17 protein-coding genes are annotated in these 25732 nt (G+C 64.3%); 11 read left to right on the top strand and 6 right to left on the bottom strand.

The features are described 5' to 3' along the window. Positions 1-32 precede the first annotated feature (32 nt). Together CK218_RS13955 and CK218_RS13960 are read left to right on the top strand one after the other, a co-directional pair. The gene (locus CK218_RS13955) at positions 33-890 is read left to right on the top strand and encodes a hypothetical protein (RefSeq protein WP_095828085.1); all 858 of its coding nucleotides are present in this window, start codon (positions 33-35) and stop codon (positions 888-890) included. 74 nt (positions 891-964) lie between these two features. After that, complete coding sequence (locus CK218_RS13960) at positions 965-1777, top strand: oxaloacetate decarboxylase (protein WP_095828086.1); 813 nt, start codon at positions 965-967, stop codon at positions 1775-1777. Positions 1778-1847: 70 nt separating this feature from the next. Here the strand turns inward: CK218_RS13960 and CK218_RS13965 are convergent, their stop codons facing one another. Both CK218_RS13965 and CK218_RS13970 read right to left on the bottom strand, forming a co-directional pair. After that, entirely contained in the window at positions 1848-2567 is a 720-nt protein-coding gene (locus CK218_RS13965; RefSeq protein ID WP_067003553.1) for a sulfate transporter family protein, read from the bottom strand. 152 nt (positions 2568-2719) lie between these two features. Continuing rightward, a complete protein-coding gene (locus CK218_RS13970; RefSeq protein WP_095828087.1) occupies positions 2720-3622 on the bottom strand; it encodes an EamA family transporter in 903 nt (300 codons plus the stop codon). Between the two features lie 264 nt (positions 3623-3886). Between CK218_RS13970 and CK218_RS13975 the strand changes: the two genes are divergently transcribed. The 3 genes from CK218_RS13975 (at position 3887) to CK218_RS13985 (ending at position 7382) form a co-directional block, all read left to right on the top strand. After that, on the top strand, positions 3887-4879 hold the full coding sequence (locus tag CK218_RS13975; RefSeq protein WP_095828088.1) for an adenosine kinase: 993 nt from the start codon (positions 3887-3889) through the stop codon (positions 4877-4879). 337 nt (positions 4880-5216) lie between these two features. Then, on the top strand, positions 5217-5837 hold the full coding sequence (locus tag CK218_RS13980) for an antitoxin Xre/MbcA/ParS toxin-binding domain-containing protein (protein ID WP_348628725.1): 621 nt from the start codon (positions 5217-5219) through the stop codon (positions 5835-5837). Between the two features lie 384 nt (positions 5838-6221). Then, positions 6222-7382 carry a porin gene (locus CK218_RS13985; RefSeq protein ID WP_095828090.1) on the top strand — a complete coding sequence of 387 codons (1161 nt, stop codon included), beginning with the start codon at positions 6222-6224 and terminating at the stop codon, positions 7380-7382. Between the two features lie 94 nt (positions 7383-7476). On the opposite strand, the gene CK218_RS13990 is transcribed toward CK218_RS13985, so the two are convergent. After that, positions 7477-9756: an NADP-dependent malic enzyme gene (locus tag CK218_RS13990; protein ID WP_095780196.1), complete on the bottom strand. Its 2280-nt coding sequence runs from the start codon at positions 9754-9756 to the stop codon at positions 7477-7479. Positions 9757-9997: 241 nt separating this feature from the next. On the opposite strand from CK218_RS13990, the gene mutS reads away from it, so the two are divergent. Next, on the top strand, positions 9998-12733 hold the full coding sequence (mutS, locus tag CK218_RS13995; RefSeq protein ID WP_095828091.1) for a DNA mismatch repair protein MutS: 2736 nt from the start codon (positions 9998-10000) through the stop codon (positions 12731-12733). A gap of 27 nt (positions 12734-12760) precedes the next feature. On the opposite strand, the gene CK218_RS14000 is transcribed toward mutS, so the two are convergent. The 3 genes from CK218_RS14000 to CK218_RS14010 all read right to left on the bottom strand — a co-directional run bounded on the left by CK218_RS14000 (position 12761) and on the right by CK218_RS14010 (position 16647). Further along, a complete protein-coding gene (locus CK218_RS14000; RefSeq protein ID WP_095828092.1) occupies positions 12761-13606 on the bottom strand; it encodes an aldo/keto reductase in 846 nt (281 codons plus the stop codon). Between the two features lie 93 nt (positions 13607-13699). Next, positions 13700-14089, bottom strand: coding sequence for a DUF305 domain-containing protein (locus CK218_RS14005; protein ID WP_095828093.1), 390 nt, complete (start codon positions 14087-14089; stop codon positions 13700-13702). Between the two features lie 44 nt (positions 14090-14133). Continuing rightward, the gene (locus CK218_RS14010; protein WP_095828094.1) at positions 14134-16647 is read right to left on the bottom strand and encodes a heavy metal translocating P-type ATPase; all 2514 of its coding nucleotides are present in this window, start codon (positions 16645-16647) and stop codon (positions 14134-14136) included. Positions 16648-16840: 193 nt separating this feature from the next. Between CK218_RS14010 and CK218_RS14015 the strand changes: the two genes are divergently transcribed. The 5 genes from CK218_RS14015 to CK218_RS14035 all read left to right on the top strand — a co-directional run bounded on the left by CK218_RS14015 (position 16841) and on the right by CK218_RS14035 (position 25600). Next, complete coding sequence (locus CK218_RS14015; protein WP_095828095.1) at positions 16841-19645, top strand: [protein-PII] uridylyltransferase; 2805 nt, start codon at positions 16841-16843, stop codon at positions 19643-19645. 46 nt (positions 19646-19691) lie between these two features. Then, positions 19692-21299, top strand: a complete 1608-nt coding sequence (gene murJ / locus CK218_RS14020) for a murein biosynthesis integral membrane protein MurJ (RefSeq protein WP_095782307.1) — start codon at positions 19692-19694, stop codon at positions 21297-21299. Positions 21300-21471: 172 nt separating this feature from the next. Beyond that, positions 21472-22539, top strand: coding sequence for a tryptophan--tRNA ligase (gene trpS, locus CK218_RS14025; protein WP_067003531.1), 1068 nt, complete (start codon positions 21472-21474; stop codon positions 22537-22539). A gap of 102 nt (positions 22540-22641) precedes the next feature. Beyond that, the gene (locus tag CK218_RS14030) at positions 22642-23133 is read left to right on the top strand and encodes a universal stress protein (protein WP_067003529.1); all 492 of its coding nucleotides are present in this window, start codon (positions 22642-22644) and stop codon (positions 23131-23133) included. Positions 23134-23350: 217 nt separating this feature from the next. Then, a complete protein-coding gene (locus CK218_RS14035) occupies positions 23351-25600 on the top strand; it encodes a glycogen debranching N-terminal domain-containing protein (RefSeq protein WP_095828096.1) in 2250 nt (749 codons plus the stop codon). Positions 25601-25732: the final 132 nt, after the last annotated feature.

Here is a 25732-nt window from a genome sequence, read left to right on the forward strand (position 1 = left end):
TGCAGCCGTCAAACAGCCGGCGGCTCCCACCCATGGAATCCACCCTGCTTCGCCTCGCCCTCGCTCTTGTGCTTCTGTCATGGCTTTGGGGCCCGGCGAGCGCGGAGAATGTCAGCTTTCCGGACTTTGCCAGCGCCATCCCGGGCCACAAGGACGTCACCTATCTCGACCTCGCCAGGATGGTCATCCCCGATCTGGCGTTGAACGCCGACGGCTTCTACCACGGCGGCTTGCCGATCGAAATGCGTCACGTCGCCGGTCCGGACAGCGGTGGCTCGCCGCCTGAAACGTCAAGCCTGCCCAATGCTGCGGTGCTTGCCATCAAGGCCGGCGGCAAGGACCGGCTGACCATGCTGTTCGATCTCGGCGACTCTCCCGACAGCGCCGAGGGCTATGCGGTGCTGGCGCTCTACGATCTGACCGGCGGCAAGCCGGCGCTGCTCGACGCGGTCAATGTCGCCGTCGATCGCAGCACCTATTTTCGCGAACCGAACAAACTGTCGGTCGGCGCCGGTGACGATATCCTCACCACCATGAGCACGCATTTCAATTCCAGCCAGGGCTATGTGATCACGCCGCTGATCATGGTGCGCAACGACAAGTTCGAACTGATCGACATGATCTACACGTTCGATGAAAGGCTATGCACCTATAGCCGCAAGCAGGACATCGCTTTTAAGGCCATTGCCGGTGGCCGGCCGCATGCAGCCGTCAAGGTGACGGTGACCGATGCCACGATACCAAGCGGCGAAAGCTGCGACGATGCGGCGCCCGAGGCGTCCTCGAAAGACATTTCAGTCATCTATCATTGGGATAAGAAAGCGTCGCGCTACGTGGCGAGTTCAGACGCCCTCAAACGGTTGTCAGCAGAGAACGAGAAACGCTTCTGAGCCGAGCGCATTCGTTTGCCCGAGCGGGGCGACCGCGATAAATTCCCCGCACGACCCATGATTGAGGACCCGCCATGGACAAGGGCAAGATTTTTCGCGATCTGCACGCCTCGACCTTCGTCATGCCCAATCCCTGGGATGTCGGCACGACCAAGCTTCTGGCTTCCTTCGGCTTCAAGGCGCTGGCCACGACCAGCGCCGGCTTCGCCTTCTCGCGCGGCCTGCCCGACGGCGCGGTGACATTCGAGGCCATGATCCACCATTGCCGCGAAGTGACGGCGGCAACCGACCTGCCGGTTTCGGCCGATCTCGAGCGCGGCAAGGGCGACGGCGCCGAGCAGGCCGCAGAAACCATCTTCGCGGCGGAAGCCGCGGGCCTTGCCGGCTGCTCGATCGAGGACCATACGGGCGATCTAGAGTATCCAATCTACGAGTTCTCGCATGCAGTCGAACGCGTCGCCGCGGCCGCCGAGGCGGCGCGCGCCTTGAAGCACGATTTCGTCTTCACCGCGCGGGCCGAGAATTTCCTTTGGGGCAAGACCGATCTCGACGACACGATCAAGCGTCTGCAGGCTTTCGAGAAAGCCGGCGCCGACGTGCTTTATGCGCCGGGCCTGAGCGACATCGACGCGGTGCGGACGGTCTGCTCCGCGGTCAGCAAGCCGGTCAATGTCATGGCGCGACCCGGCTTCACCGTGGCCGATCTTGCTGCGGCCGGCGTAAAACGCGTCTCGCTCGGGCCATGGCTGACGAATTTCGCCTTTGGCATGCTGGAAACCGCTGCGCGGGAAATCCAGCAGGACGGCACCTTCGGCTTCACCCGTTCGGCGATGCCGTTCGGCAAGCTGCAGGCGCTGTTCCGCGGGGGCGGTACCGAGCAGGATTAGAGCGTTCAGCGTTTCACGGAAACACCGAACCGCTCTATCCCCTTGTTGCGCATTTCCGGACGAAAAACCGCTACGCGCTTTTCCTGAAATTGCGCTGGACCGGGTCCCGCGCCGAAACCGCCTTGTGCAGATGCACCATCATGGCGGCGGCAAAGAGCGGGGTCAAAAGGTTGAGCAGCGGCACGGCAAGGAAGACCGCGATCAGCAGTCCGGCCAGGAATACCGTGCCCGCATACTTCCGGCGCAGCGCCTTGGCTTCGGCCTCGGGGCGGAAGCGCATGGCGGCGAACTCGAAGAATTCGCGGCCCAGCAGATAGCCGTTGACGATGAAGAAGGCGGCGAGGTTGATGCCCGGCACCAGGAGCAGCAGCAGGGCGACGATGTTGCCGAGGATCACGACGCCAAAGAATTTTATCGCCAGCGCCATCGACTGCAGCACCGGCACGGCGCGGCCGGGCAGATCGCCGGGATAGTCGGTGCGCTCGACCACCTCGGCGATATCGTCGAGGAACAACCCTGCGACGATCGCCGTCACGGGTGCCACGAGCAGCGCCATGCCCATTGCCAACAGGATGCCGGCGATGATGCCGCTCAGCCATCCTGCCCAGGACGGCAGGCCGGGTACAAATGTCTGCAGCCACGGCCATGCCAGCCATTCGAGCAGGCTCTCGATGCCGAACCAAAGCGCCACCAAGGCGAGCAGCGTCAGGCCCAGCGTCTTCAGAAAGACGGAGCGGAATTCAGGTGAGAACAGCCGGCTGGCGGCGGCGCGGGCGGCGTCGAGGATCACGGCAGGTCCAAGCCCTTACAGAGGAACGTCGTTCCCGAGATAGGCCGGCTTGCTAAGCGGCGCAACTAAAGCGCGTCGCGTGGACGCGCCTTAGGTTTGTCTCGATGCATGTCGTCCTCCCAAAACCGCCATGCACTTTTGGGCGACATGCATTATTGCGCAAGCCTGGCCAGTCTTGCCGGGATGGTCATGGCCGCGACGCCAACGACGACGAAGCCCATGCCGAACCAGGCGCTCGGCCCGAGGCTTTCGCCCAGAAAGACGGCGCCGATGCCGACGCCGATCGGCACGCGCAGATAGGCCTGCGAGGTGGTGCCGACCGAGCCCAGCGTGTGGATGAGCCGGAAGAAGATCGAAAAGGCGAGCGCGGTGGAGAAGACCGAAAGCCCGAAGAGCGCCAGAATCGACGCCGTCGACGGCGCCAACGTCCAGGGCCGGTCGAAGACGAGGCTCAAGGGAATCAGGATCACGGCGCCGCAGATCATCGAGCCGGCGGCCGGCACCATCGGGTCGAGCCCTGTGAAATTGCGGCCGAAAATGGCGGCGCCGGCATAGCAGACGGTGGCGGCGACGACCGCAATGTGCGCCCAGAGCTGATGGCCGATGCCCCCCAGCGCCTCAGTGCCGACGATGAGGCAAATGCCGGCGATGCCGGCGCCGACGCCGACCAACTTGCGCAATGTCACCGGCTCGTGGCGGGTGATCAGCGCCGTCAGCAGGAAGGTGAAGATCGGCGACGTCGCGTTGAGGATCGTGGCAAGGCCGGCGTCGATGGAACGTTCGGCGGCGGCGATCAGCGTGAACGGGATGACGCTGTTGAGGCAGGCCTGGAGCATGAAGCGGCGCCACATGACCACGCCCGGCGGCATGACAAGGCCGCGCCAGCGGATGAGGCCAAGCAGAATGCCGCCGGCGATCAGCGTGCGCCCGGCGATGAAGGTCACCGGCGGGATCGTCTCGACGCCGATCTTGATGAAGGTATAGGAGGCACCCCACAGCGCCGCCAGCAGGCCAAGCAGCGCCAGCTCGGTCGTCATCTCGATCTTATCGGACATGGTGGTTTCGCGCCTTCAGCCTGGTTCGACGGTCGCTCTAGCTCACATCGCGGCGTGGATGTTTCGATGACGCCCCAACCATAGCCGCCGTCGCCTCTAACGATATGGTCCAGTTCGGCGCGACGGCTGCCGCAGCAACCGACCCGAAAGTCGGCGAAGCGGAAACCGGTGCCGATTTTCGGGGTAGGCAAAGCGGCTGCGAGCCGCTAGACCCGCGCGCGGTCGGCGTGGCAGAAAGCCGGACAGTCGTTGGCGGAGACATTGATGCCGGAATATGACGTGCTTTGCATCGGCAATGCCATTGTCGACATCATCGCGCAATGCGACGAGGCCTTTTTGGAAACCAACGGCATCATCAAGGGCGCGATGAACCTCATCGACACCAGGCGCGCCGAGCTCCTCTACAGCCGCATGGGACCGGCGATCGAAGCTTCGGGCGGCAGCGCCGGCAACACGGCGGCGGGCGTGGCGAGCTTCGGCGGCCGCGCCGCCTTTTTCGGCAAGGTGTCGAACGATGCGCTCGGCGACATCTACAGCCATGATATCCGCGCCCAGGGCGTGGCCTTCGACACCAGGCCACTGCAGGGCGAGCCGCCGACGGCTCGCTCGATGATCTTCGTCACGCCGGACGGCGAGCGCTCAATGAACACCTATCTCGGCGCCTGCGTCGAGCTGGGGCCGGAGGACGTCGAGGCCGACAAGGCGGCCGGCGCCAAGGTCACCTATTTCGAGGGTTATCTGTGGGATCCGCCGCGCGCCAAGGAAGCGATCCGGCAGACCGCGAGGCTGGCGCATGCGGCGGGGCGCGAAGTGTCGATGACGCTGTCGGATTCTTTCTGCGTCGACCGCTACCGCGACGAGTTCCTCGATCTGATGCGCTCCGGCACGGTCGACATCGTCTTCGCCAACAGCCACGAGATCAAGTCGCTCTACCAGACCGCTTCCTTCGAGGACGCGCTGGCGGCGATACGCAAGGATTGCAAGATCGCCGCCGTTACTCGCTCGGAAAAGGGCTCGGTGATCGTGCGGGGCGACGAGACCGTCACTATTTATGCGACCACGATCAAGGAACTGGTCGACACGACCGGCGCGGGCGACCTCTACGCCGCCGGTTTCCTCTATGGATACACGACCGGACGCAGCCTCCAGGACTGCGGCGACCTCGGCTCACTGGCGGCCGGGCTGGTGATCCAGCAGATCGGCCCGCGACCGCGCCAGGATCTGCGCCGCGAAGCGGAACAGGCGGGCCTGCTTTAGTTCCGCTGCGTCATCCCGGTCGGGCGCCAAATGAACCCGGCTGTCGCGCCGCTGTCATAGATCGCTCCTAGAGGCACATTGGGCGTTCCGCGACTGACATTTCGGGCGCCCGCAGCAGTTGGGGTGTCAAAAAAATGCAAGACAGCAACCTTCACGGTCGCTGCGTCCGTCACCATTGCGATTGCCGCTTTCCGCTGTAGCCGTTCAACGACCGGCCCCAGCTTGAGAGGAGCGCGGCGCGCAAGACAGATGCATGACCAGATTTCAGAATCCGCCTGAAGGAATTTCGCAAGACGCCTTGGCCGGCCTTGTGGCCGAGGTTGTGCGACAAGCTTTGATGCAGCACGGCGTTTTGCTGGACGCGGAAGCCCTGGCCTCCGCCAGCGCGATTGCCGGCAGCGTTGCCGCCGCCCTTCCCTTCCTGCCACAGGCGCAGCGGCTTGCAATCACCTCCTTCAAGGGCAGCTGGACCGGGCTGACCTCAGCGTTTTTCCGTGCGATGGCGGAAAGAATCGCGCGCGCCGACCCGGCAGACGCCGACACCATGGACGAATGCCCGACGATCCGGCCTGCTAGGCCCGCCTCCCCGCCCTTGGCCGAGCGAGCCTCCGATCTCCAGTCGATGCTCATCGAAGACTGGGCCGGCGAAGTTGCGGGGTCGACCTACCTGGAGGAAAGATTCCACATCCCGCGCTCGACGCTGCATCGCTGGCAAAGGCGGGGCGAGGTTGTCGCGCTGCGCAAGGGCGGCCGCAAACACGTCTTCCCGCTCGCCCAGTTCGTCGACGGCAGGCCGGCCCCGGGTATAGGCGAGGTGTTGGCAGCCATCACCAATCCGAGGCTGGCTTGGTTCTGGCTGACCCGGCCTTCCCCCGAGCTCGATGGCCGCACCCCCATCGAAATGCTGCGCGAGGACATGATCGAGGATGTGGTTCGCGTCGCGCGCAACCTGTCCTGATCCCCCATTTTCACGGATGCTGGTCCACGTTTTTGTGCGCCGCTTCAAGAGTCATTAGGCGGTTATACATTTGTCATAAAACCGTAATAAATGGCACATATGGGACATTTTAAAGTCAAAAATATCGTCTCTAACGTATATATTGTGCAATATGTGCCATTCTTTCAAATATGTGACGAGATATTTGCGCAACAAGACTTCCATAAGTGTCCAAAAGGCGTTTTTCAGACACAATCTCTGCTGTTAACGACAGCCAGTTAGGCCATGTCGAGGGCGAAGAAGCGGCGCCGGTGCGCGACTTTTTCAACGATGGGGACAGGGGCAGCGGAGCCTGTGGGGTCATACGCAAACCTGTCTTGAACCTTTGACTGGAGATTCAAGAAAATGAACATCAAGAGCCTTCTACTCGGCTCCGCTGCGGCCTTGGTCGCAGTTTCGGGCACCCGCGCCGCCGACGCGGTCACCGTCGCCGAGCCGGAACCGGCCGAATACGTCAAGATCTGCGACGTCTACGGCGCGGGTTACTTCTATATCCCCGGCACCGAGACCTGCCTGCGCATCGGCGGCTATATCCGCTATGATGCCGGCATCGGCGATATCGGGACGTTCGACGGCGCCAAGAGCATCGACGTTCGGGACGGCGACGTCCAGAACACCTTCTACAAGAACCTTCGCTTCACGTTGAAGACCTGGACCGGCCAGGAAACCGAGCTCGGCACGTTGAAGACCTACACCGAAACGCGCTTCAACTTCGGTGACAAGAACCTGGTCACCTCCAACGGTGAGGTTGACACCAACCCCGCTGCCAACAAGGCGCCCGACCTGCATTTCGCCTGGATCCAGCTCGGCGGCCTGCGCGTCGGTAAGGACGAAACGCCTTATGACCAGTTCATCGGTTACGCGGGCAATGTCATCCAGGACACGATCATTCCGTACGGCGTCAAGGACACCAACGTCGTCAGCTACTACTTCGATGTGGACGGCGGCTTCTCGGGCGTCATCTCGCTCGAAGAGGGCTTCGGCGTGACCGGCACGATCGACAGCTACGTTCCTCACGTCGTCGGCGGCTTGAAGTACAAGGGCGACTGGGGTGCGGTCACCGGCGTCGTCGCCTATGACAGCAACTATGAGGAAGTGGCCGGCAAGGTTCGCCTCGACGTCAATGTGAGCAAGGAACTGTCGCTGTTCGTCATGGCCGGCTACGGCACCGACGACAACCTCAATGACAATGCCGGCAATGCCATCGATGCCAGCGGTCGCGGCTTCTACAAGCCGTGGGGCGGCAACTGGGCCGTCTGGGGCGGCGGCACCTACAAGTTCAACGACAAGACGGCATTCAATCTCCAGGCTTCGGCCGACGACGACAAGAACTACGCTCTTGCGGCGAACGTCGCCTACACCATCGTGCCGGGCTACACGATCACGACCGAAGTCGACTGGAACCACTTCGGCCACTTCGACGACGGCACCCCGTTCGGCAACTGGACCAAGGCCGACAAGAAGGACAGCGTCGGCGGCATCGTCCGCTTCCAGCGCAATTTCTGATCGAAACCTGCGACCCAAACAAGAAAGGCCCGCCGCATCGCCACGGGCCTTTTGCTTTTGAGTTCGGCAAAGGGCGGGGCGCGGCGGCCGCCTGTCAATTCCCCGCCGTATAGGCGGCGATCGCGGCCATGTTGACGATGTCTGAGTCCTTGGCGTTGAGCGAGACGATCTGCACCGGCTTGTTCAAACCGACCAGCAGCGGGCCGATGACGGTCGAGCCGCCGAGTTCCTGCAGCATCTTGGTCGAGATCGAGGCCGAGTGGAAGGCGGGCATCACCAGCACATTGGCCGAACCGGTCAGCCTGATGAACGGGTACTGCGCCATGGCGCGCGGGTTCAGCGCCACGTCGGCGGCCATCTCGCCGTCATATTCGAAGTCGACGCGGCGCTTATCGAGGATGCGCACCGCTTCCTGCACGCGCTCGGAGCGCTCGCCCTGCGGATGACCGAAAGTGGAGTAGGCGAGCATCGCAATCCTCGGCTCGTAGCCCATGCGGCGGGCAAAGCCGGCCGCCTCCTCGGCGATATCGGCGATCTGCTCGGCATTCGGCATGTCGTGCACCGCGGTGTCGGCAACCAGCACGGTGCGGCCCCTTGCCAGCACGATCGAGACGCCGATCACGCGGTGGCCTGGCTTGGCGTCGATGACGCGGCGCACGTCGTCGAGCGCGGTGGAATAGTTGCGGGTCACGCCGGTAACGATGCCGTCGGCGTCGCCCAGCGCCACCATGCAGGCGGCGAAATGGTTGCGGTCGTTGTTGATCAGGCGCTGACAGTCGCGGAACAGGTAGCCTTTGCGCTGCATACGTTCGTAGAGATAGTCGGTGTAGATCCCATTGCGGCGCGACAGCCTGGCATTGATGATCTCGAGGCCTTGCTTGTTGAGTTCGATGCCGGCGTTGCGGGCATTCTCCTTGATGACGTCGTCGCGGCCGAGCAGGATCGCCGTGCCCAGCCTCTGGTTCACATAGGAGACGGCGGCGCGCATCACCTGCTCCTCCTCCCCTTCGGCGAAGACGATGCGCTTTGGCTGGCGGCGGACGCGGTCATAGATGCGCTGCAAGGTCGAGGCGATCGGATCGCGGCGGGCGGAGAGCTCATGCGCATAGCGGTCGAGATCGAGGATCGGCTTGCGGGCGACGCCGGACTCCATCGCAGCCTTGGCCACGGCAAGCGGGATCGCCGAGATCAGGCGCGGATCGAACGGCACCGGGATGATGTAGTTGGGGCCGAATTTCGGCCGGTTGCCCTGATAGGCGGCGGCGACGTCGTCGGGCACGTCCTGGCGCGCCAGCTCGGCCAGGGCGCGTGCGGCGGCGATCTTCATCTCGTCATTGATGGTGGTCGCCCTGACATCCAGCGCGCCGCGGAAGATGTAAGGGAAACCCAGCACATTGTTGACCTGGTTCGGGTAATCCGAGCGGCCGGTGGCCATGATGGCGTCGGTGCGAATCTCGCCCACTTCCTCGGGCGTGATCTCCGGATCCGGATTGGCCATGGCGAAGATGATCGGGTTCTTGGCCATCGACTGCACCATGGCGGGGGTCAGCGCGCCCTTGGCGGAGAGCCCGAGAAAGACGTCGCAGCCGTCCAGCGCCTCGGCGAGCGAGCGCGCCTCGGTCTTGACCGCATGCGCCGACTTCCACTGGTTCATGCCTTCGGTGCGGCCCTGGAAGACCACGCCCTTGGTGTCGCACAGGATGATATTCTCCGGCGAAAAGCCCATCGCCTTCATCAATTCGATACAGGCGATGCCCGCTGCGCCCGCGCCGTTGCAGACCATTTTCGTGGTCTTCATGTCTCGGCCGGTGATCTCCAGCGCGTTGATCAGCCCGGCGGCCGAGATGATGGCGGTGCCGTGCTGGTCGTCGTGGAAGACGGGGATGTCCATCAGCTCGCGGAGCCGCTGCTCGATGATGAAGCATTCCGGCGCCTTGATGTCCTCGAGATTGATGCCGCCGAAGGAAGGTCCGAGGAAGCGCACGCAGTTGATGAATTCGTCGGCGTCCTCGGTCGCCACTTCGAGGTCGATCGAATCGACATCGGCGAAGCGCTTGAACAGCACCGACTTGCCTTCCATGACCGGCTTCGAGGCCAGGGCGCCGAGATTGCCAAGACCGAGGATTGCGGTGCCGTTGGAGATGACGGCGACCATGTTGCCGCGCGTCGTGTAGTCGAAGGCGCGGCTTGGATCCTCCGCGATTGCGCGCACAGGAACGGCGACGCCCGGCGAGTAGGCGAGGCTCAGATCGCGTTGCGTCGCCATCGGCTTGGTGGCGACGATCTCCAGCTTGCCCGGCCGACCCATGGCGTGGAATTCGAGCGCCTCCTGCGCGCTGACGGAGGGTCCGCTGCTTTCGGTTTTCCTGGCCATGATGCTTTTGATTTCCTCGCCTGTGCGGCACCGCTTGGGACGGCTGCTTGCTTATAGTTCCCACCGATTAAGGCTACACGCGGCGACTGTAAACCGACAAGCCGGGCGAAGCTGCTTCAACGCAGAAGGCCGGCAATGCGGCGGACCGATTGACGGCGAGTTGGCAGCATGGCTCGCGCTTTCCCCTGCTTTTCGAGCCTCCGGCATTAAACCGCCCTGCCACATCTGCTAGCGTTCGGGCATGAACATGCACATGCCGACCGATACCGACGCCCAGGAAACGACGACGCCGGCGCCCACCATGGGCGGCGTCACGCCGATGATGGAGCAGTATATCGAGATCAAGGCGGCGAACCCGGATTCACTTCTGTTCTACCGCATGGGCGATTTCTACGAGCTGTTCTTCGACGACGCCGAAAAGGCGAGCCAGGCGCTCGGCATCGTGCTCACGCGGCGCGGCAAGCACCAGGGCCACGACATCCCGATGTGCGGCGTGCCGGTGCATGCGGCGGACGATTATCTGCAGAAGCTGATCGCGCAGGGCTTCCGCGTTGCCGTGTGCGAGCAGATCGAGGACCCGGCGGAAGCCAAGAAGCGTGGCTCGAAATCGGTGGTGCGCCGCGACGTGGTGCGGCTGGTCACGCCGGGCACCATCACCGAGGACAAGCTGCTTGCACCCTCGGAGTCGAGCTTCCTGATGGCGCTGGGGCGAGTGAAGGGCGGCAATGCAGCCAGCCATGGCAGTTTCGCGCTTGCCTGGATCGACATCTCGACGGGCGCGTTTCGGGTGGCTGAAACCTCGGCCGAACGGCTGCTTGCCGACATTTTCCGCGTCGATCCGCGCGAGCTGATCGTCGCCGAGCCGGTGTTCCATGACGCGGAGCTGCGGCCGGTCTTCGACGTGCTCGGCCGGGTCGCCAACCCGCAGCCGCCATCGCTGTTCGATTCGGCGTCGGCCACGGGCCGCATCGCCCGCTTCTTCGAGGTGGCGACCCCGGACAGTTTCGGCAGTTTTTCGCGTGCCGAGCTGTCGGCGATCTCGGGCGCCATCGCCTATGTCGAGAAGACGCAGAAGGCCGAACGGCCGCCGCTGTCGCGGCCCGAGCGCGAGGAGAACGGCTCGACGCTTTTCATCGACCCGGCGACGCGCGCCAATCTGGAACTCCTGCGCACGCTATCCGGCAGCCGCGAAGGCTCGCTGTTCAAGGCGATCGACCGAACCGTGACCGGGGCCGGGGCGAGACTGCTCGCCGACCGGCTGATGGCGCCGCTGACCGACCCGGCATTGATTTCCGCTAGGCTGGATTCGGTGTCGTTCTTTCGTGCCGAAGCGCGGCTTTGCCAGGGATTGCGAACGAACCTGAAAAGTGTCGCCGACATGCCGAGGGCGCTCTCCAGGCTGGCGCTCAACCGCGGCGGCCCGCGCGACCTTGGCGCGCTCAGCGCCGGCTTCGAGGCCGCGGGCGCGATCGCCGCACTGTTTGCGACGACGCCGCTCCCCGCCGAACTCGCCGCGGCGCTCGCGGCGATCCATGGCTTGCCCAAGGCGCTCGCCCGCCATCTCAGCGAGGCGCTCGACGACGAATTGCCGCTCATCAGGCGCGACGGCGGCTTCGTGCGATCAGGCTACAATGCCGAGCTCGACGAGATGCGGGCGCTGCGCGATGAGTCGCGAAAGGTGATCGCCGGGCTGGAGCGCTCGTTGATCGAAGAGACCGGCATCCGCTCGCTGAAGATCCGGCACAACAATGTGCTCGGCTACTATATCGAGGTGACCGCCAACCATCATTCGATCATGACCGGCAGCGACGCTGCGAAGGCGCGCTTCATCCATCGCCAGACGATGGCCAACGCCATGCGTTTCACAACGACGGAACTGGCGGAGCTGGAATCGAAGATCGCCAATGCCGCCGATAAGGCGTTGAGCATCGAGCTTGCCACCTTCGACCGGCTGACGGCGGAAGTGGTGAGCGAGGCCGACAGCATCCGCGCCGGGGCCGAGGCACTTGCAGTCCTCGACGTATCGTCGGCCTTGGCGCTGCTGTCCGAAAGCGAGGGCTGGTGCCGGCCGGTCGTGGATTCCAGCCTCGCCTTCGAGATTGCCGGCGGCCGCCACCCGGTGGTCGAACAGGCGCTCAGGCGATCAGGCGAAGGTCCGTTCGTCGCCAATGACTGCGACCTCTCGCCTGAAAACGGGGCAAAGGCCGGCGCCATCTGGCTGCTCACCGGCCCGAACATGGGCGGCAAGTCGACCTTCCTGAGGCAGAACGCGCTGATCGCCATCCTTGCCCAGACCGGCTCCTTCGTGCCGGCCGAAAGCGCCCATATCGGTGTCGTCGACCGGCTGTTCTCGCGCGTCGGCGCCTCGGACGATCTCGCGCGCGGCCGCTCGACCTTCATGGTCGAGATGGTCGAGACCGCGGCGATCCTAAACCAGGCCGGGGAGCGGGCACTGGTCATCCTTGACGAGATCGGCCGCGGCACCGCGACCTTCGACGGTCTGTCGATCGCCTGGGCGGCGGTCGAATATCTGCATGAGAGGAACCGTTGCCGTGCGATCTTCGCCACGCATTTCCACGAGATGACGGCGCTGGCCGGCAAGCTTTCGCGGCTCTCCAACGTCACCATGCGGGTCAAGGAATGGGAAGGCGATGTCGTCTTCCTGCACGAGGTCGGCAAGGGTGCCGCCGACCGTTCGTACGGCGTGCAGGTGGCTCGGCTCGCCGGACTGCCGGAAGCGGTGGTGGCGCGCGCCAAGCAAGTGCTGCACCAGCTCGAGGAAGGCGAGGTTTCCGGCAAGACCAACCGGCTGGTCGACGATCTGCCGCTGTTTTCGGTGGCGGTGAAGCTCGAAGCGCCGAAGCCGGCGAAGAACGATGTCCTGGGCGAAGCACTGGGGGCGATCAACCCCGACGAAATGACGCCGCGCGAGGCGCTGGAGGCGCTCTACAGGCTTAAGGGGCTGGCGGCGAAATAAGGCTTTCCAGCGTCATTGCGAGCGCGCCTAGATCATCTCCAACCCGCGCTTGCGCGTCGGCGGCGGAAAGGCGCGGTCAAGGTCGGCAAGGTCTTCCGCCGTCAGGACTAGGTCGAGCGCCGCAGCATTCTGGCGGACGTGTTCCTGCCGGCTGGCCTTCGGGATGGCGATGACGCCTTTTTGCGCCATTACCCAGGCAAGCGCGACCTGCGCCGCGGTGGCGTTGTGGCGGGCGGCAACGGCATCGAGCCTGGCGTTGCGCGCCAGCGCGCCCTGCTCGACCGGCGAATAGGCCATCAGCGGGATGCCGCGCTCAAGGCTCCAGGACGCGAGGTCGAATTCCGGACCGCGCCGAGAGAGATTGTAGAGGACTTGGTTGGTCTGGACGTTGGCGCCGGAGGGTAGGCCGACCAATTCCTCCATCTCGTCGGTATCGAAATTGCTGACGCCCCAATGGCGGATCTTGCCGGCCGCCTTCAAGGCCTCGAAGGCTTCGATCGTTTCCGACAGCGGCACGCTGCCCGGCCAGTGCAGCAGATAGAGGTCGATGCGGTCGGTGGCGAGCCGTTTCAGACTGTTCTCGCAGGCCCGCTTGACGCCGGCGCGCGAGGCGTTGGACGGCAGCACCTTGGAAACCAGAAAAGTCTCGTCGCGGCGCCCGGCGATGGCTTCCGCCACCACCTCCTCGGCGCCGCCGCCGGCATACATTTCCGCCGTATCGATAAGCGTGATGCCGAGATCCAGCCCAAGCCTTAGCGCCGCGACCTCATCGGCGCGGCGCCGGCGGTCCTCACCCATCTTCCACGTGCCTTGACCCAGCACCGGAACGGCTTCGCCTGACGGCAGGAAAGTGGTTCTGATTTTAGAAGACATGGCCTGCTCCGCGTGAGGCTGGATCGCAGCACAAGCATGGCCGAAAATCCAGGCCGAAGTCCTCGCCTTCGTCCGGATTTCCAGCGCGGGAAACTAGTTCACCGGATGCTTGGCAACCCAATCCTGCATTTTTTTGATCTCGGCTTCCTGCGCCTTGACGACGTTCTCGGCGAGGTTGCGGATTTCCGGGTCCTTGCCGTTGGCGATCACCACCTTGGCCATGTCGATGGCTCCCTGGTGATGCGGGATCATGCCGCGGACGAAATCGACATCGGCATTGCCGGTGTAGTTCAGCATCATGTCCTTGTGCATCCTGTCCATGGCCGCCTTGTAGCCAGCGGTTGCGGGGCTGTCCGCGCCCATGGCCATCCCGGACATGTCGTGCTTCATTTCGTCCGATTGCGCGGGCACGCTTTCGAGGAACACCGCGATCAGCATTCCCGCCGCCATCAGCAGCAGCACAATCTTCTTGGCCAAGGTCATCCAATATCTCCTGTTGAATGGAATGTCGTATTTGGGGGCGTCGCTCAGAGTTTCAACGTTCTCAGCCGCAGCGCGTTGCCGATCACCGAGACCGACGACAGGCTCATCGCCGCCGCCGCGATCATCGGCGACAGAAGCATACCGGTGAGCGGGTAGAGCACTCCGGCGGCGACCGGCACGCCGAGCACGTTGTAGAGGAAGGCGAAGAACAGGTTCTGGCGAATGTTGCGGATCGTCGCCTGGGCCAGTGTGCGGGCTCTGACGATGCCGTTGAGATCGCCCTTGACCAGCGTGATGCCGGCGCTTTCGACCGCGACGTCGGCGCCGGTGCCCATGGCGATGCCGACATCGGCGCCGGCAAGCGCCGGCGCATCGTTGACGCCGTCGCCGGCCATGGCGATGCCGGCGCCCCTGGCGCGCAGTTCGTCGACAAGTGCCGCCTTCTGATCCGGCAGCAGCCCGGCACGGATCTCGTCGATGCCGAGCCTGCCGGCGATCGCTTTTGCCGTGCGCTCGTTGTCGCCGGTCGCCATGATGATCCTCAAGCCCTTGTCGTGCAGCGCCTTGATCGCCTCGGCCGTGGTTGCCTTGACCGGATCGGCGACGGCAACCAGGCCGGCAAGCTTGCCGCCGACGGCAACGAACATCGCCGTCTTGCCTTCGGCCTGCAGCGCTTCCGCGCTGGCGGAAACGGGCGCGGTGTCGACGTTGAGATCGGCCATCATCGCCGCATTGCCGAGCGCAACCTTCCTGCCGGACACGGTACCGGCAACGCCCTTGCCGGTTATCGCCTCGAAGTCCTCGGCACCTGCAAGCTTGGCGCCGCGTTCGGCGGCACCTTCGACGATCGCCTCGGCGAGCGGGTGTTCCGAGCCCTTTTCGAGCGTCGCGGCGAGCGCCAGCAATTCATTCTCCGCAATGCCTTCGGTGGCGACGACATCGGTCAGCCGCGGCCGGCCCTCGGTCAAGGTGCCGGTCTTGTCGACGATCAGTGTGTCGACGGAGGCGAAGCGCTCCAACGCCGCCGCTTCCTTGATCAGCACGCCGGCATGCGCGCCGCGGCCGGTCGCAGTCATGATCGACATCGGCGTGGCCAAGCCGAGCGCGCAGGGACAGGCGATGATCAGCACCGACACCGCCGACACGATAGCGAAGGCCAGGCTGGGCTCGGGGCCGAAGAGCGACCATGCAATGAAGGCGATGATCGCCACCAGCACGACAGCCGGCACGAAGTAAAAGGAAACTCGATCTGCCAGCCCCTGGATCGGCGCGCGCGAGCGCTGCGCCTTGGCGACCATTTCGATGATGCGCGAAAGCGTGGTCTCGGCGCCGACCTTTTCGGCATGCATGATGAGGGAGCCGTTCTTGTTGAGCGTGCCGCCGGTGAGCGAATCGCCCTCCGACTTCTCGACCGGCAGCGGCTCGCCGGTGATCATCGATTCCTCGATGGCCGAGCGCCCCTCGAGCACGATGCCGTCGACCGGCACGGCGTCACCGGGGCGGATACGGAGCCTGTCCCCGGTCTTGACGCTGTCGAGCGGCACGTCCTTTTCGGTCCCGTCAGCGCCGATCAGGCGCGCCGTCTTCGGCGCGAGGTCGAGCAAGGCGCGAATGGCCGAGCCCGTGCGCTCGCGGGCTCTGAGTTCCAGCACCTGACCGAGGAACACCAGCGCGACGATGACCGCGGCCGCCTCGAAATAAACCGGCACGCTGCCGTCATGGCCGCGAAACTGGTGCGGGAAGACATCCGGGAACAGCGTCGCGACAAGGCTGAAGAGATAGGCAGCGCCGACGCCGAGCGAAATCAGCGTCCACATGTTGGGACTGCGGTTGAGCAGCGATGCCCAGCCACGATGGAAGAACGGGAACGCCGCCCACAGCACCACCGGGCTCGCCAGCGCCAGCTCTGCCCATGTCTTCGTGCGGCCGTCGACGAAGCTTTCGAAGCTGACGCCGAGCATCGGCGCCATTGCGATGATGAGAAGCGGCAGCGAAAGCACGGCGCTGACCCAAAAGCGGCGGGTGAAATCGACAAGCTCCGGATTCGGGCCTTCGTCCCCGGAGGGCACGCCCACCGGCTCCAGCGCCATACCGCAGATCGGGCAGGAGCCGGGCCTGTCGCGGATGATCTCGGGATGCATCGGACAGGTGTATTGCGTGCCCTTAGGCATCGGCTGCGGCGCAGGCCGGCCGGCAAGGTACTTTGCCGGCTCGGCTTCGAACTCGTCCTTGCATCCGGCCGAACAGAAATAGAAACCCTGCCCCTCGTGTCGGACAAAATGCCTGGCGCTCGCGCGGTCGACATTCATGCCGCAGACGGGATCGGTGGCCGTCAGATATTTGTCCGGCTCGGCCTGGAACTTCGTGCGGCAGCGCTCGCTGCAGAAATGAAAGGTCCTGCCGCCATGCTCGGCCGCCGGCTTGCCGGCCGCCGCGGAATCGACCGCCATGCCGCAGACGGGGTCGCGAATCACCGCTTCGGTCGCAGGCCGAGCATTCTTCCCCGAACAGCAGGATGCGCCGTGCGCATGATGATGGTTATGGTCGGAATGGGTCATCAGCAAATGCCTCGGAACTCTCGGATTGAGGCGGAGGTAGTCCTTCCAGTAACTGGAAGGTCAAGGGTCAGTTTCGATTTTTAGTCTATAAAGTTGATCGGCTGAGCGTCGAACGCACCTTCCGCGTGATGGAATTCGGCCTGTCGCACGCCCCATACACAGCGCGAAGAAAACGCGCTATAGACGCCGCCGAATGGCCAAGATCTCCCTCAAACTCGACGAAATCATCGATGGCGACGCTTTGCGCCGCGACATGACTGCGCTGACGGCGCCGAGCGCAGGCGACGGCTCCGGCAAGGCTGCCCGCACAGCGGTTCTCCAACTGCTCAAGGGCAAGCTCGCGGAAGGGCGAACGATCGCCGAGGCGATGCTGAAGCAGGATGGCGGCGGCCATGCCTGCGCCGAGCGGCTGTCGCATCTGATGGACGAGCTGATCCGGGCGCTTTACGACTTCGCGGCCACCCACGTCTACCAGGTCAAGAACCGATCCGCCGCCGAGCGCATGGCGGTGGTCGCGGTCGGCGGCTACGGCCGCGGCACGCTGGCGCCGGGCTCCGACATCGACCTGTTGTTCCTGCTCCCTTACAAGCAGACGCCGTGGGGCGAGCAGATCGTCGAATACATGCTCTACATGCTGTGGGACATGGGGCTGAAGGTCGGCCACGCCACCCGCAACATCGAAGAGTGTCTGAGGCTCTCGCGCACCGACATCACCATCCGCACCTCGATCCTGGAAGCGCGCTTCCTGTGGGGCGAACGCAAGCTCTATGACGAACTGCTTACCCGCTTCGACCACGAAGTGGTGCGCACCACCGGACCCGAATATGTGCAGGCCAAGCTCGCCGAACGCGACGAGCGCCACGCCAAGGCGGGCGAGAGCCGCTATCTCGTCGAGCCCAATGTCAAGGACGGCAAGGGCGGTCTGCGCGATCTGCAGACGCTGTTCTGGATCGGCAAATACTTCTATCGCGTGCGTACCGGCCAGGAACTGGTCGAGAAAGGCGTCTTCACCGAAGCCGAGTATCGCGAATTCCAGAAGGCCGAGGACTTCCTGTGGGCGGTGCGCTGCCATATGCATTTCCTCACCGGCAAGGCGGAAGAGCGGCTGCATTTCGACATCCAGCGCGAGATCGCCGAGCGGCTGGGCTACACGACGCATCCCGGGCTGTCGGCTGTCGAGCGCTTCATGAAGCACTACTTCCTGGTCGCCAAGGATGTCGGGGATCTCACCCGCATCTTCTGCGCCGCGCTCGAGGAAGAGCAGGCCAAGCATGTGCCCGGCTTCAACCGCATCTTTCTCACCTTCTCGCGGCGCAAGCGCAAGCTTGCCGGCACGTCCGACTTCATTGTCGACAACCACCGCATCAACATTGCCGACGACAGCGTGTTCGAACGCGATCCGGTCAACCTGCTTCGGCTGTTCTGGTTCGCCGACAAGCACGGGCTGGAGTTCCACCCCGACGCGCTGAAGCTGCTGACCCGGTCGCTCGGCCTGGCCAACAAGTCGCTCAGGCGCGACGAGGAGGCCAACCGGTTGTTCCTCGATATCCTGACCTCGGACCGCAATGCCGAGCTCAATCTCAGGCGCATGAACGAGGCCGGGCTGCTCGGTAAGCTGATCCCCGACTTCGGCAAGATCGTCGCCATGATGCAGTTCTCGATGTACCACCATTATACGGTGGACGAGCATCTCATCCGCTGCATTGGCGTGCTGGCCGAGATCGAGCGCGGCGACGGCGCCAAGGTGCATCCGCTGTCGCACTCGCTGATGCCGGGGCTGAAGAAGAGCCGCGAGGCGCTCTATGTCGCGGTGCTCCTGCACGACATCGCCAAGGGCCGGCCGGAGGATCATTCGGAGGCCGGCGCCAGGATCGCGCGACGCATCTGCCCGCATATGGGGCTGTCGGCCGCCGACACGGAGACCGTCGCCTGGCTGGTCGAGAACCATCTCGTGATGTCGATGACCGCGCAGACGCGCGACCTGAACGACCGCAAGACGATCGAGGATTTTGCCTCGATCGTGCAATCGGTGGAGCGGCTGAAGCTGCTTCTGATCTTGACCGTCTGCGACATTCGGGGCGTTGGGCCCGGCGTGTGGAACGGCTGGAAGGGACAATTGCTGCGCACGCTCTATTTCGAGACCGAGCTGCTGTTGACCGGGGGCTTCTCCGAAGTGTCGCGGGCCGAACGCACCTCCGCCGCGCGCGAGCGGCTGGCCGAGGCGCTTTCCGCATGGCCGGCGAAGGAGCGCAAGCGCTATGTCGCCCAGCACTACGAAAACTATCTGCTGACAGTCGACCTGCCCGACCAGTTGCGCCACGCCGAATTCGTCCGCGAGGCGGATGTGGCCGGCAGAAAGCTCGCCACCATGGTGAAGACGCATGAGTTCGAAGCGGTAACCGAGATCACCGTGCTGGCGCCGGACCATCCGCGGCTGCTGTCGGTGATCGCCGGCGCCTGTGCCGCGGCCGGCGGCAACATCGTCGATGCGCAGATCTTCACCACCTCTGACGGGCGGGCGCTGGACACCATTTTGATCTCCAGAGAATTCGATCGCGACGAGGACGAGCGGCGGCGGGCCGAACGCGTCGGCAAGCTGATCGAGGACGTGCTGTCCGGCAAGAGCTGGCTGCCCGAGATGATCGAGAAGCGCGCCAAGCCGAAGCGCGGCGCCAAGGCCTTCCGCATTCCGCCGCGCGCCGAGATCCGCAACACGCTGTCGAACCGTTTTTCCGTGATCGAAATCGAGGGGCTGGACCGGCCCGGCCTGCTCTCAGAGGTCACCGGCGCGCTGTCGGACCTTTCGCTCGATATCGCCTCGGCCCACATCACTACTTTCGGCGAAAAGGTCATCGACACCTTCTATGTCACCGACCTTACCGGCCAGAAGATCGACAGCCCGACGCGCACGGCCACGATCCACAAGCGGCTGATCGACACACTCGAAGGCAACGCGCCCGAACGCATCGGCAAGGCCAAGGCGGCGGCCGCCGAGTGATCATCACCATCCATTTGACGCAATTCCGCAGGCAGTCATCCTCCGCATGAGCCTTGTCAAGAAATTCGCCACCGTCGCCTCCGGCACGCTGATGAGCCGCGCGCTGGGTTTCGGCCGCGAGATGCTGATGGCGGCGGCCCTCGGCACTGGACCGGTCGCCGACGCCTTCAACGCCGCTTTCCAGTTCCCCAACACCTTCCGCCGGCTGTTCGCCGAAGGCGCCTTCAATGCCGCCTTCGTGCCGCTGTTCGCCAAGGAGATCGAAACGCACGGCACCGACGGCGCAAAGCGCTTCTCGGAGGAGGTGTTCGGCGTGCTGTTCTCGGCACTGCTCGCGCTCACCATCGCCATGGAACTGGCAATGCCGCTGATCGTCCGCTACCTGGTGGCGCCGGGCTTTGCCGACATTCCGGGCAAGTTCGAGACGACCGTCCGGCTGGCGACGATCATGTTCCCCTATTTGATCTGCATGTCGCTCGGCGCCATGATGGCCGGCATGCTGAACTCGCTGCGCCGCTATTTCGCCGCAGCGATCGCCCCCGCTTTCCTCAACATCATCCTGATCAGCGTGCTCGCCTATGCCTGGTATCATGGGCTCGACGCGCATGATGTCGGCTTCGGCCTGTCCTGGGGGGTGCTGGCGGCGGGCATCGTGCAGCTCGCCATCGTCTGGGTAGCGGTGCGCCATGCCGGCATCTCGATCGGCTTCCGCCGACCCAAGATGACGCCGAACGTCAAGCGGCTCCTGATCCTGGCGCTGCCGGCCGCTATTACCGGCGGCATCACCCAAATCAACCAGCTGATCGGCACGGCGATTGCCTCCGGGCAGAACAGCGCCGTGTCATCGCTCGCCTATGCCGATCGCATCTACCAGCTGCCGCTCGGCGTCGTCGGCGTCGCGGTGGCGATCGTGCTGCTGCCGGAGCTGTCGCGGGCTTTGAAATCGGGCAATCTGATCGAGGCGGCCAATCTCCAGAACCGCTCGGTCGAGTTCACGCTGTTCATGACCTTGCCGGCGGCCGCGGCGCTTTGGGTGATGTCGGAGCCGATCGTGCGGCTGGTCTATGAGCGCGGCGCCTTCGCCGCCAACCATTCGACGCCGATCGTCGCCTCGATCCTGGCGATCTTCGGCCTCGGCCTGCCGGCCTTCGTGCTGATCAAGGCCTTCACGCCCGGCTATTTCGCGCGCGAGGACACGCGCACGCCGATGATCTTCGCCGCCATCTCCGTCGGCGTGAACGTCGCCACCGCGCTGAGCTTGTTTCCTTCGATGGGCGCGCCGGGCATCGCTGTCGCCTCGGCCGTCGCCGGCTGGGTCAACGCGGCTTTGCTGCTCGGCATGTTGATAAAGCGCGGCCACTGGGGTCGCGACATACCGCTCTTGAAGCGCATTCCCCGGCTGGTGCTGTCGGCCGCGATCATGGCAACGGCACTTTACTTCGCCGAGCACTATTTCGCCGCGCGGCTCGGGCCCGGCTCGCCGCTGGTGGTGAAGGCGACGACCCTGTTCGCGCTCGTCGGCGGGGGTGCGGCGCTCTACTTCATCACCGCTTTTGGCACAGGTGGCGCCGATTTCGGCATGATCCGTCGGAACGTGAAGCGCGGCACGGCGAAATCTGCGCCGCGGAAATCGAACACCGGCTTGGACGAATAACTCGAGCTGGCTTTCAGCAACACCGGTCTTGATCCCGCATTCGCCTTCGTCCATAAGCCCGCCGTCGCAAGACTTTCGCCGCGCGCGGTTTCCAGCCGCATGATTGGCTCCAAAAAGTCTGCAACTTTTTGGAATCATGCGTATACGGCCCTCCACAAGCCATGAGGAAATCATGTCCGCCTTCAAGCCCCTCGTCTTCTCGGGCGTCCAGCCGACCGGCAATTTGCATCTGGGCAACTATCTCGGCGCCATCAAGAAATTCGTCGCCCTCCAGGAACAGTCCGACTGCATCTATTGCGTCGTCGACCTGCATTCGCTGACGGCGCAGCTCGTGCACCAGGACCTTGGCGACCAGACGCGCTCGATCACCGCCGCCTTCCTGGCATCGGGCATCGACCCCAAGAAGCACATCGTCTTCAACCAATCGCGAGTCATCCAGCACGCCGAGTTGGCCTGGATCTTCAACTGCGTGGCGCGCATCGGCTGGATGTACCGGATGACGCAGTTCAAGGACAAAGCCGGCAAGGACCGCGAGAACGCCTCGCTCGGCCTGCTCGCCTATCCGAGCCTGATGGCCGCCGACATCCTGCTCTACCGCGCCACCCATGTGCCCGTGGGCGAGGACCAGAAGCAGCATCTGGAATTGACCCGCGACATCGCGCAAAAATTCAACAACGACTTCTCGGAAAAGATCGCGGCGCTCGGCGTCGGCGTCGAGATGCAGGTCGGCGAAGAGACGGTGAACGGCTACTTCCCGATCACCGAACCGGTGATCGGCGGTCCTGCGGCGCGCATCATGAGCCTGCGCGACGGCTCGAAGAAGATGTCGAAGTCGGACCCGTCGGACCTGTCGCGCATCAACCTCACCGACGATGCCGACACAATCTCGAAGAAGATCCGCAAGGCCAAGACCGATCCGGAGGCCTTGCCGAGTGAAGTCGACGGGCTGGAAAGCCGGCCGGAAGCCGAAAACCTGGTCGGCATCTATGCCGGCCTCGCCGAAATTTCCAAAGCCGACGTGCTGAAGGAATATGGCGGCCAGCAGTTTTCCGTGTTCAAGCCGGCGCTGGCCGACCTCGCGGTCGAAAAGCTCGCGCCGATCGCCTCGGAGATGCGCCGCATCGAGGGCGACCGCGCCTATGTCGACGCCGTGCTCAAGGACGGCGGCGAGCGCGCCCGCGCGATCGCCGAAGGCACGATGAAGACGGTGCGCGACATCATCGGCCTGTTGCAGGACTGATCGGTCCTCGCTGGTTGACTGGGATCGCCATACCGGCCGGCGGCTTGCCGCCGGTCCGTGGCGGTGGCAGATTGCGGCCGAATTGATACCGAGCGGACAGACATGGTTTCCAAACGCCTCAGCCGTGAAGCCGGACATCGCCGCAAATTCCTGGCGATCATCGACGATACGCCGGAATGCGAGCGCGCAGTCGCCTACGCATCGACGCGCGCACAGAGCACCAGCGGCGTGCTGGTCCTGCTCTATGTGATCGAGCCGGACGATTTCCAGCATTGGCTGGGGGTTGAGAAGATCATGCGCGAGGAAGCCAACGCGACCGCGCGCGCGGCGCTCGACACCTATGCCAGCAAGGTGCGCCAGAAGGTCGGCATCGAGCCGGAACTGGTGGTGCGCGAAGGCAAGCCGACCGAGGAAATCCACAAGCTCATCGAGGAAGACCAGGACATCGCCATCCTGGTGCTGGCGGCCGGCGCCGGCAAGGAAGGTCCGGGGCCACTGGTGAGTGCGGTGGCCGGCCGGGGCGCCGCCTTCCCCATCCCGGTCACCGTGGTGCCGCAGAACCTCTCCGACGAGGAAATCGAGAGCCTGGCCTGAATTGGGAAGGCCCCTCCTGCCCGATTGGAACGTCGCCGATCCGCAGATACACATCGATGTTATCAACCAGCCCATAGCCCTTGGCCCGTGTCGGCGGCGCGCCATTTGGAATGGTCACGGAAACGGCCATTCCAAAGGAGCGCCGGTGGACGAATCAACCCGGAAAGCAGGGCGTAGCGGCACGTCAAAGCCGCGAAACGCTGGGACTGGATCACCGGTGCAGCCGCGCTCGCAGGCAGCGCGATCGCAGCAAAAAGCCCGGCAGACGCCTCATGCGCAGCAGGAGCGCAGGCACCGCGTGCTCGCCAAGGGGCACCCGGCCATGGTGGACAGCATCGCCGGCGCGATTACGGTCAAGAATCTCGATCTCTACTATGTCGTCGCTCCCGACGCCCAGATACCGCTGAAAGGCGAGCACGGCTTCGGGCTCTATTTCCACGACTGCCGTTTCCTCGGCGGCTATGAGATGACGCTGGGCGGTTTGCCGCCGATCGTGTTGGCCTCGACCGCGCAAAGAGGTTACGCCGCGCTTTTCGAACTGGCCAATCCCGACCTGCATTGCGATGGGGGGCGACTGATCCCCAAGGACGAGCTCGGCATCCGCTGGGAGCGCATTCTCGATGCGGAGCAAACATGCGTGCGAGAGGTTTTGACCATCCAGAATTTCGGCCACGAGCCGCATGGCTTTCCGCTGGCCCTGCACTTCGGCGCCGGCTTCGAGGACATTTTCAATGTGCGCGGACTGGTGCCGAAGAACCTCGGCAGGTGCGAGCGGCCCGCCTGGCGCGACGGCAGCCTCCACTTTGTCTATCACGGCGCCGACCACGTTCGCAGAACGGCAACAATCGGTTTTTTGCCGGCACCCGATGCCATGCACAGAACGGCGGCCGAGTTCCAGTTCGATCTCGCGCCAGGAGAAAAGCGTACCATCGCGATTACCATAGAATTGAGGGAACTGTCGGAAGAGCCGGAGGCCGAGCAAATGAGCCCGCACCCGGCGTTTGCTCTCGAGGCCTTTGCCGGGACGGTTCAGGCGGATACTGAAAAATGGCTGGAGCAACACACGAAGTTCGACAGCGACAGCCTGCTGCTCAACAGCATCATGGACCGTTCGCTGCGCGATCTCGCGGCGCTCAGGTCGGATCTTGGCAACAGGGAGTATTTCGCGGCCGGCGTGCCGTGGTACGTCGCGGTGTTTGGACGCGACAGCCTGATCGTCGCGCTCGAGATGCTGGCCTTCCAGCCGGGCATCGCCGCCCAGACGCTGCGCCTTCTCGCCGGCTATCAGGGACGTCGAACGGATCGATGGCGAGAGGAGCAGCCCGGCAAGATCCTGCATGAGCTGCGCGTCGGCGAGCTCGCTCGCGCGGGCAATGTCCCGCATGCCAGATTCTACTGCACGGTGGACGCGACCCCGCTCTTCCTGCTGCTTCTCGGCCGCTATGCCGCGTGGACAGGCGACGTGGGGCTCTTCCGCGAACTGCGGGAGCCGGTGGAAAAGGCCTTGGGCTGGATCGCCAAGGCCGGAGACGGGCATGGCGAAGGCTATGTCAAATACCGCACCATCTCGGAAAGCGGTCTCGTCAACCAGGGGTGGAAGGACTCGGCCGACGCGATCGTCAGGACCGACGGCAGCATCGCCAGGCCGCCGATCGCGCTGGTCGAGGTGCAGGGCTATGTGTTTGCGGCCAAGCATGCCATCGCCGATCTCTACGAACGCATTGGCGAGCGCAACAGCGCCATTCAGCTTCGCGGCGAGGCCGAAAAGCTTCGGACACGGTTCAACCGCGACTTCTGGTGTGAGGACCTGGACACTTTCGCGCTGGCGCTCGAGGCGCGCGGCCGCCCGGTCGCGGTCGTTTCCTCCAACCCGGGCCATGCCCTGTGGACCGGCATCGCGGATCGGGGCAAGGGCCGCCGAACCGTGCGGCGGCTGATGCAGGACGACATGTTCAACGGCTGGGGCGTGCGCACGCTCGCGAGCGCGGAGCGGCGCTACAATCCCGTCGGATATCATCTCGGCACCGTCTGGCCGCATGACAATGCGCTGCTGGCGGCCGGCTGCCGGCGGTATGGCGAGGACGGCGCGGCGCTGCGGATCTTCACCGCCATTGTCGAAGCGGCGATGCACTTCCGCCATCACCGGCTGCCGGAGGCGATGGCGGGCTTTCAGCGCAACGATTTCCAGGTGCCGGTGCACTATCCCGTGGCCTGCCACCCGCAGGCATGGGCAGCGGGCGCGGTGCCGTTCCTGGTGACCACCTGCCTCGGCCTGGAGCCCGACGCCTTCGCAAACAAGCTGCGGATCGTGCGGCCGCGACTGCCCGATTTCGTCAGCCGCATCGAGCTTCGCGGGCTGCGGGTCGGCGAGGCAAGCGCCGACCTCGAATTCATGCGCAGGGCGGACGGCGCCGAGGTGAACATCCAGAAGACGAGTGGACAACTCAGCGTGGAAGTCGGAGGATAGGCTTGCCGTGGCGGGCGCTCCGCCGGGGCAAAAACATTCCGCCAGCCAGCCGTTCGGGCGACGCGTTTCGCTTGAATGTCCAGCCGATAGAGCCTATTTAGAACTATTCCAAACTATCGGCCCGGAAGGGCC

Source organism: Mesorhizobium sp. WSM3879 (assembly GCF_002294915.1).
Lineage (GTDB): Bacteria > Pseudomonadota > Alphaproteobacteria > Rhizobiales > Rhizobiaceae > Mesorhizobium.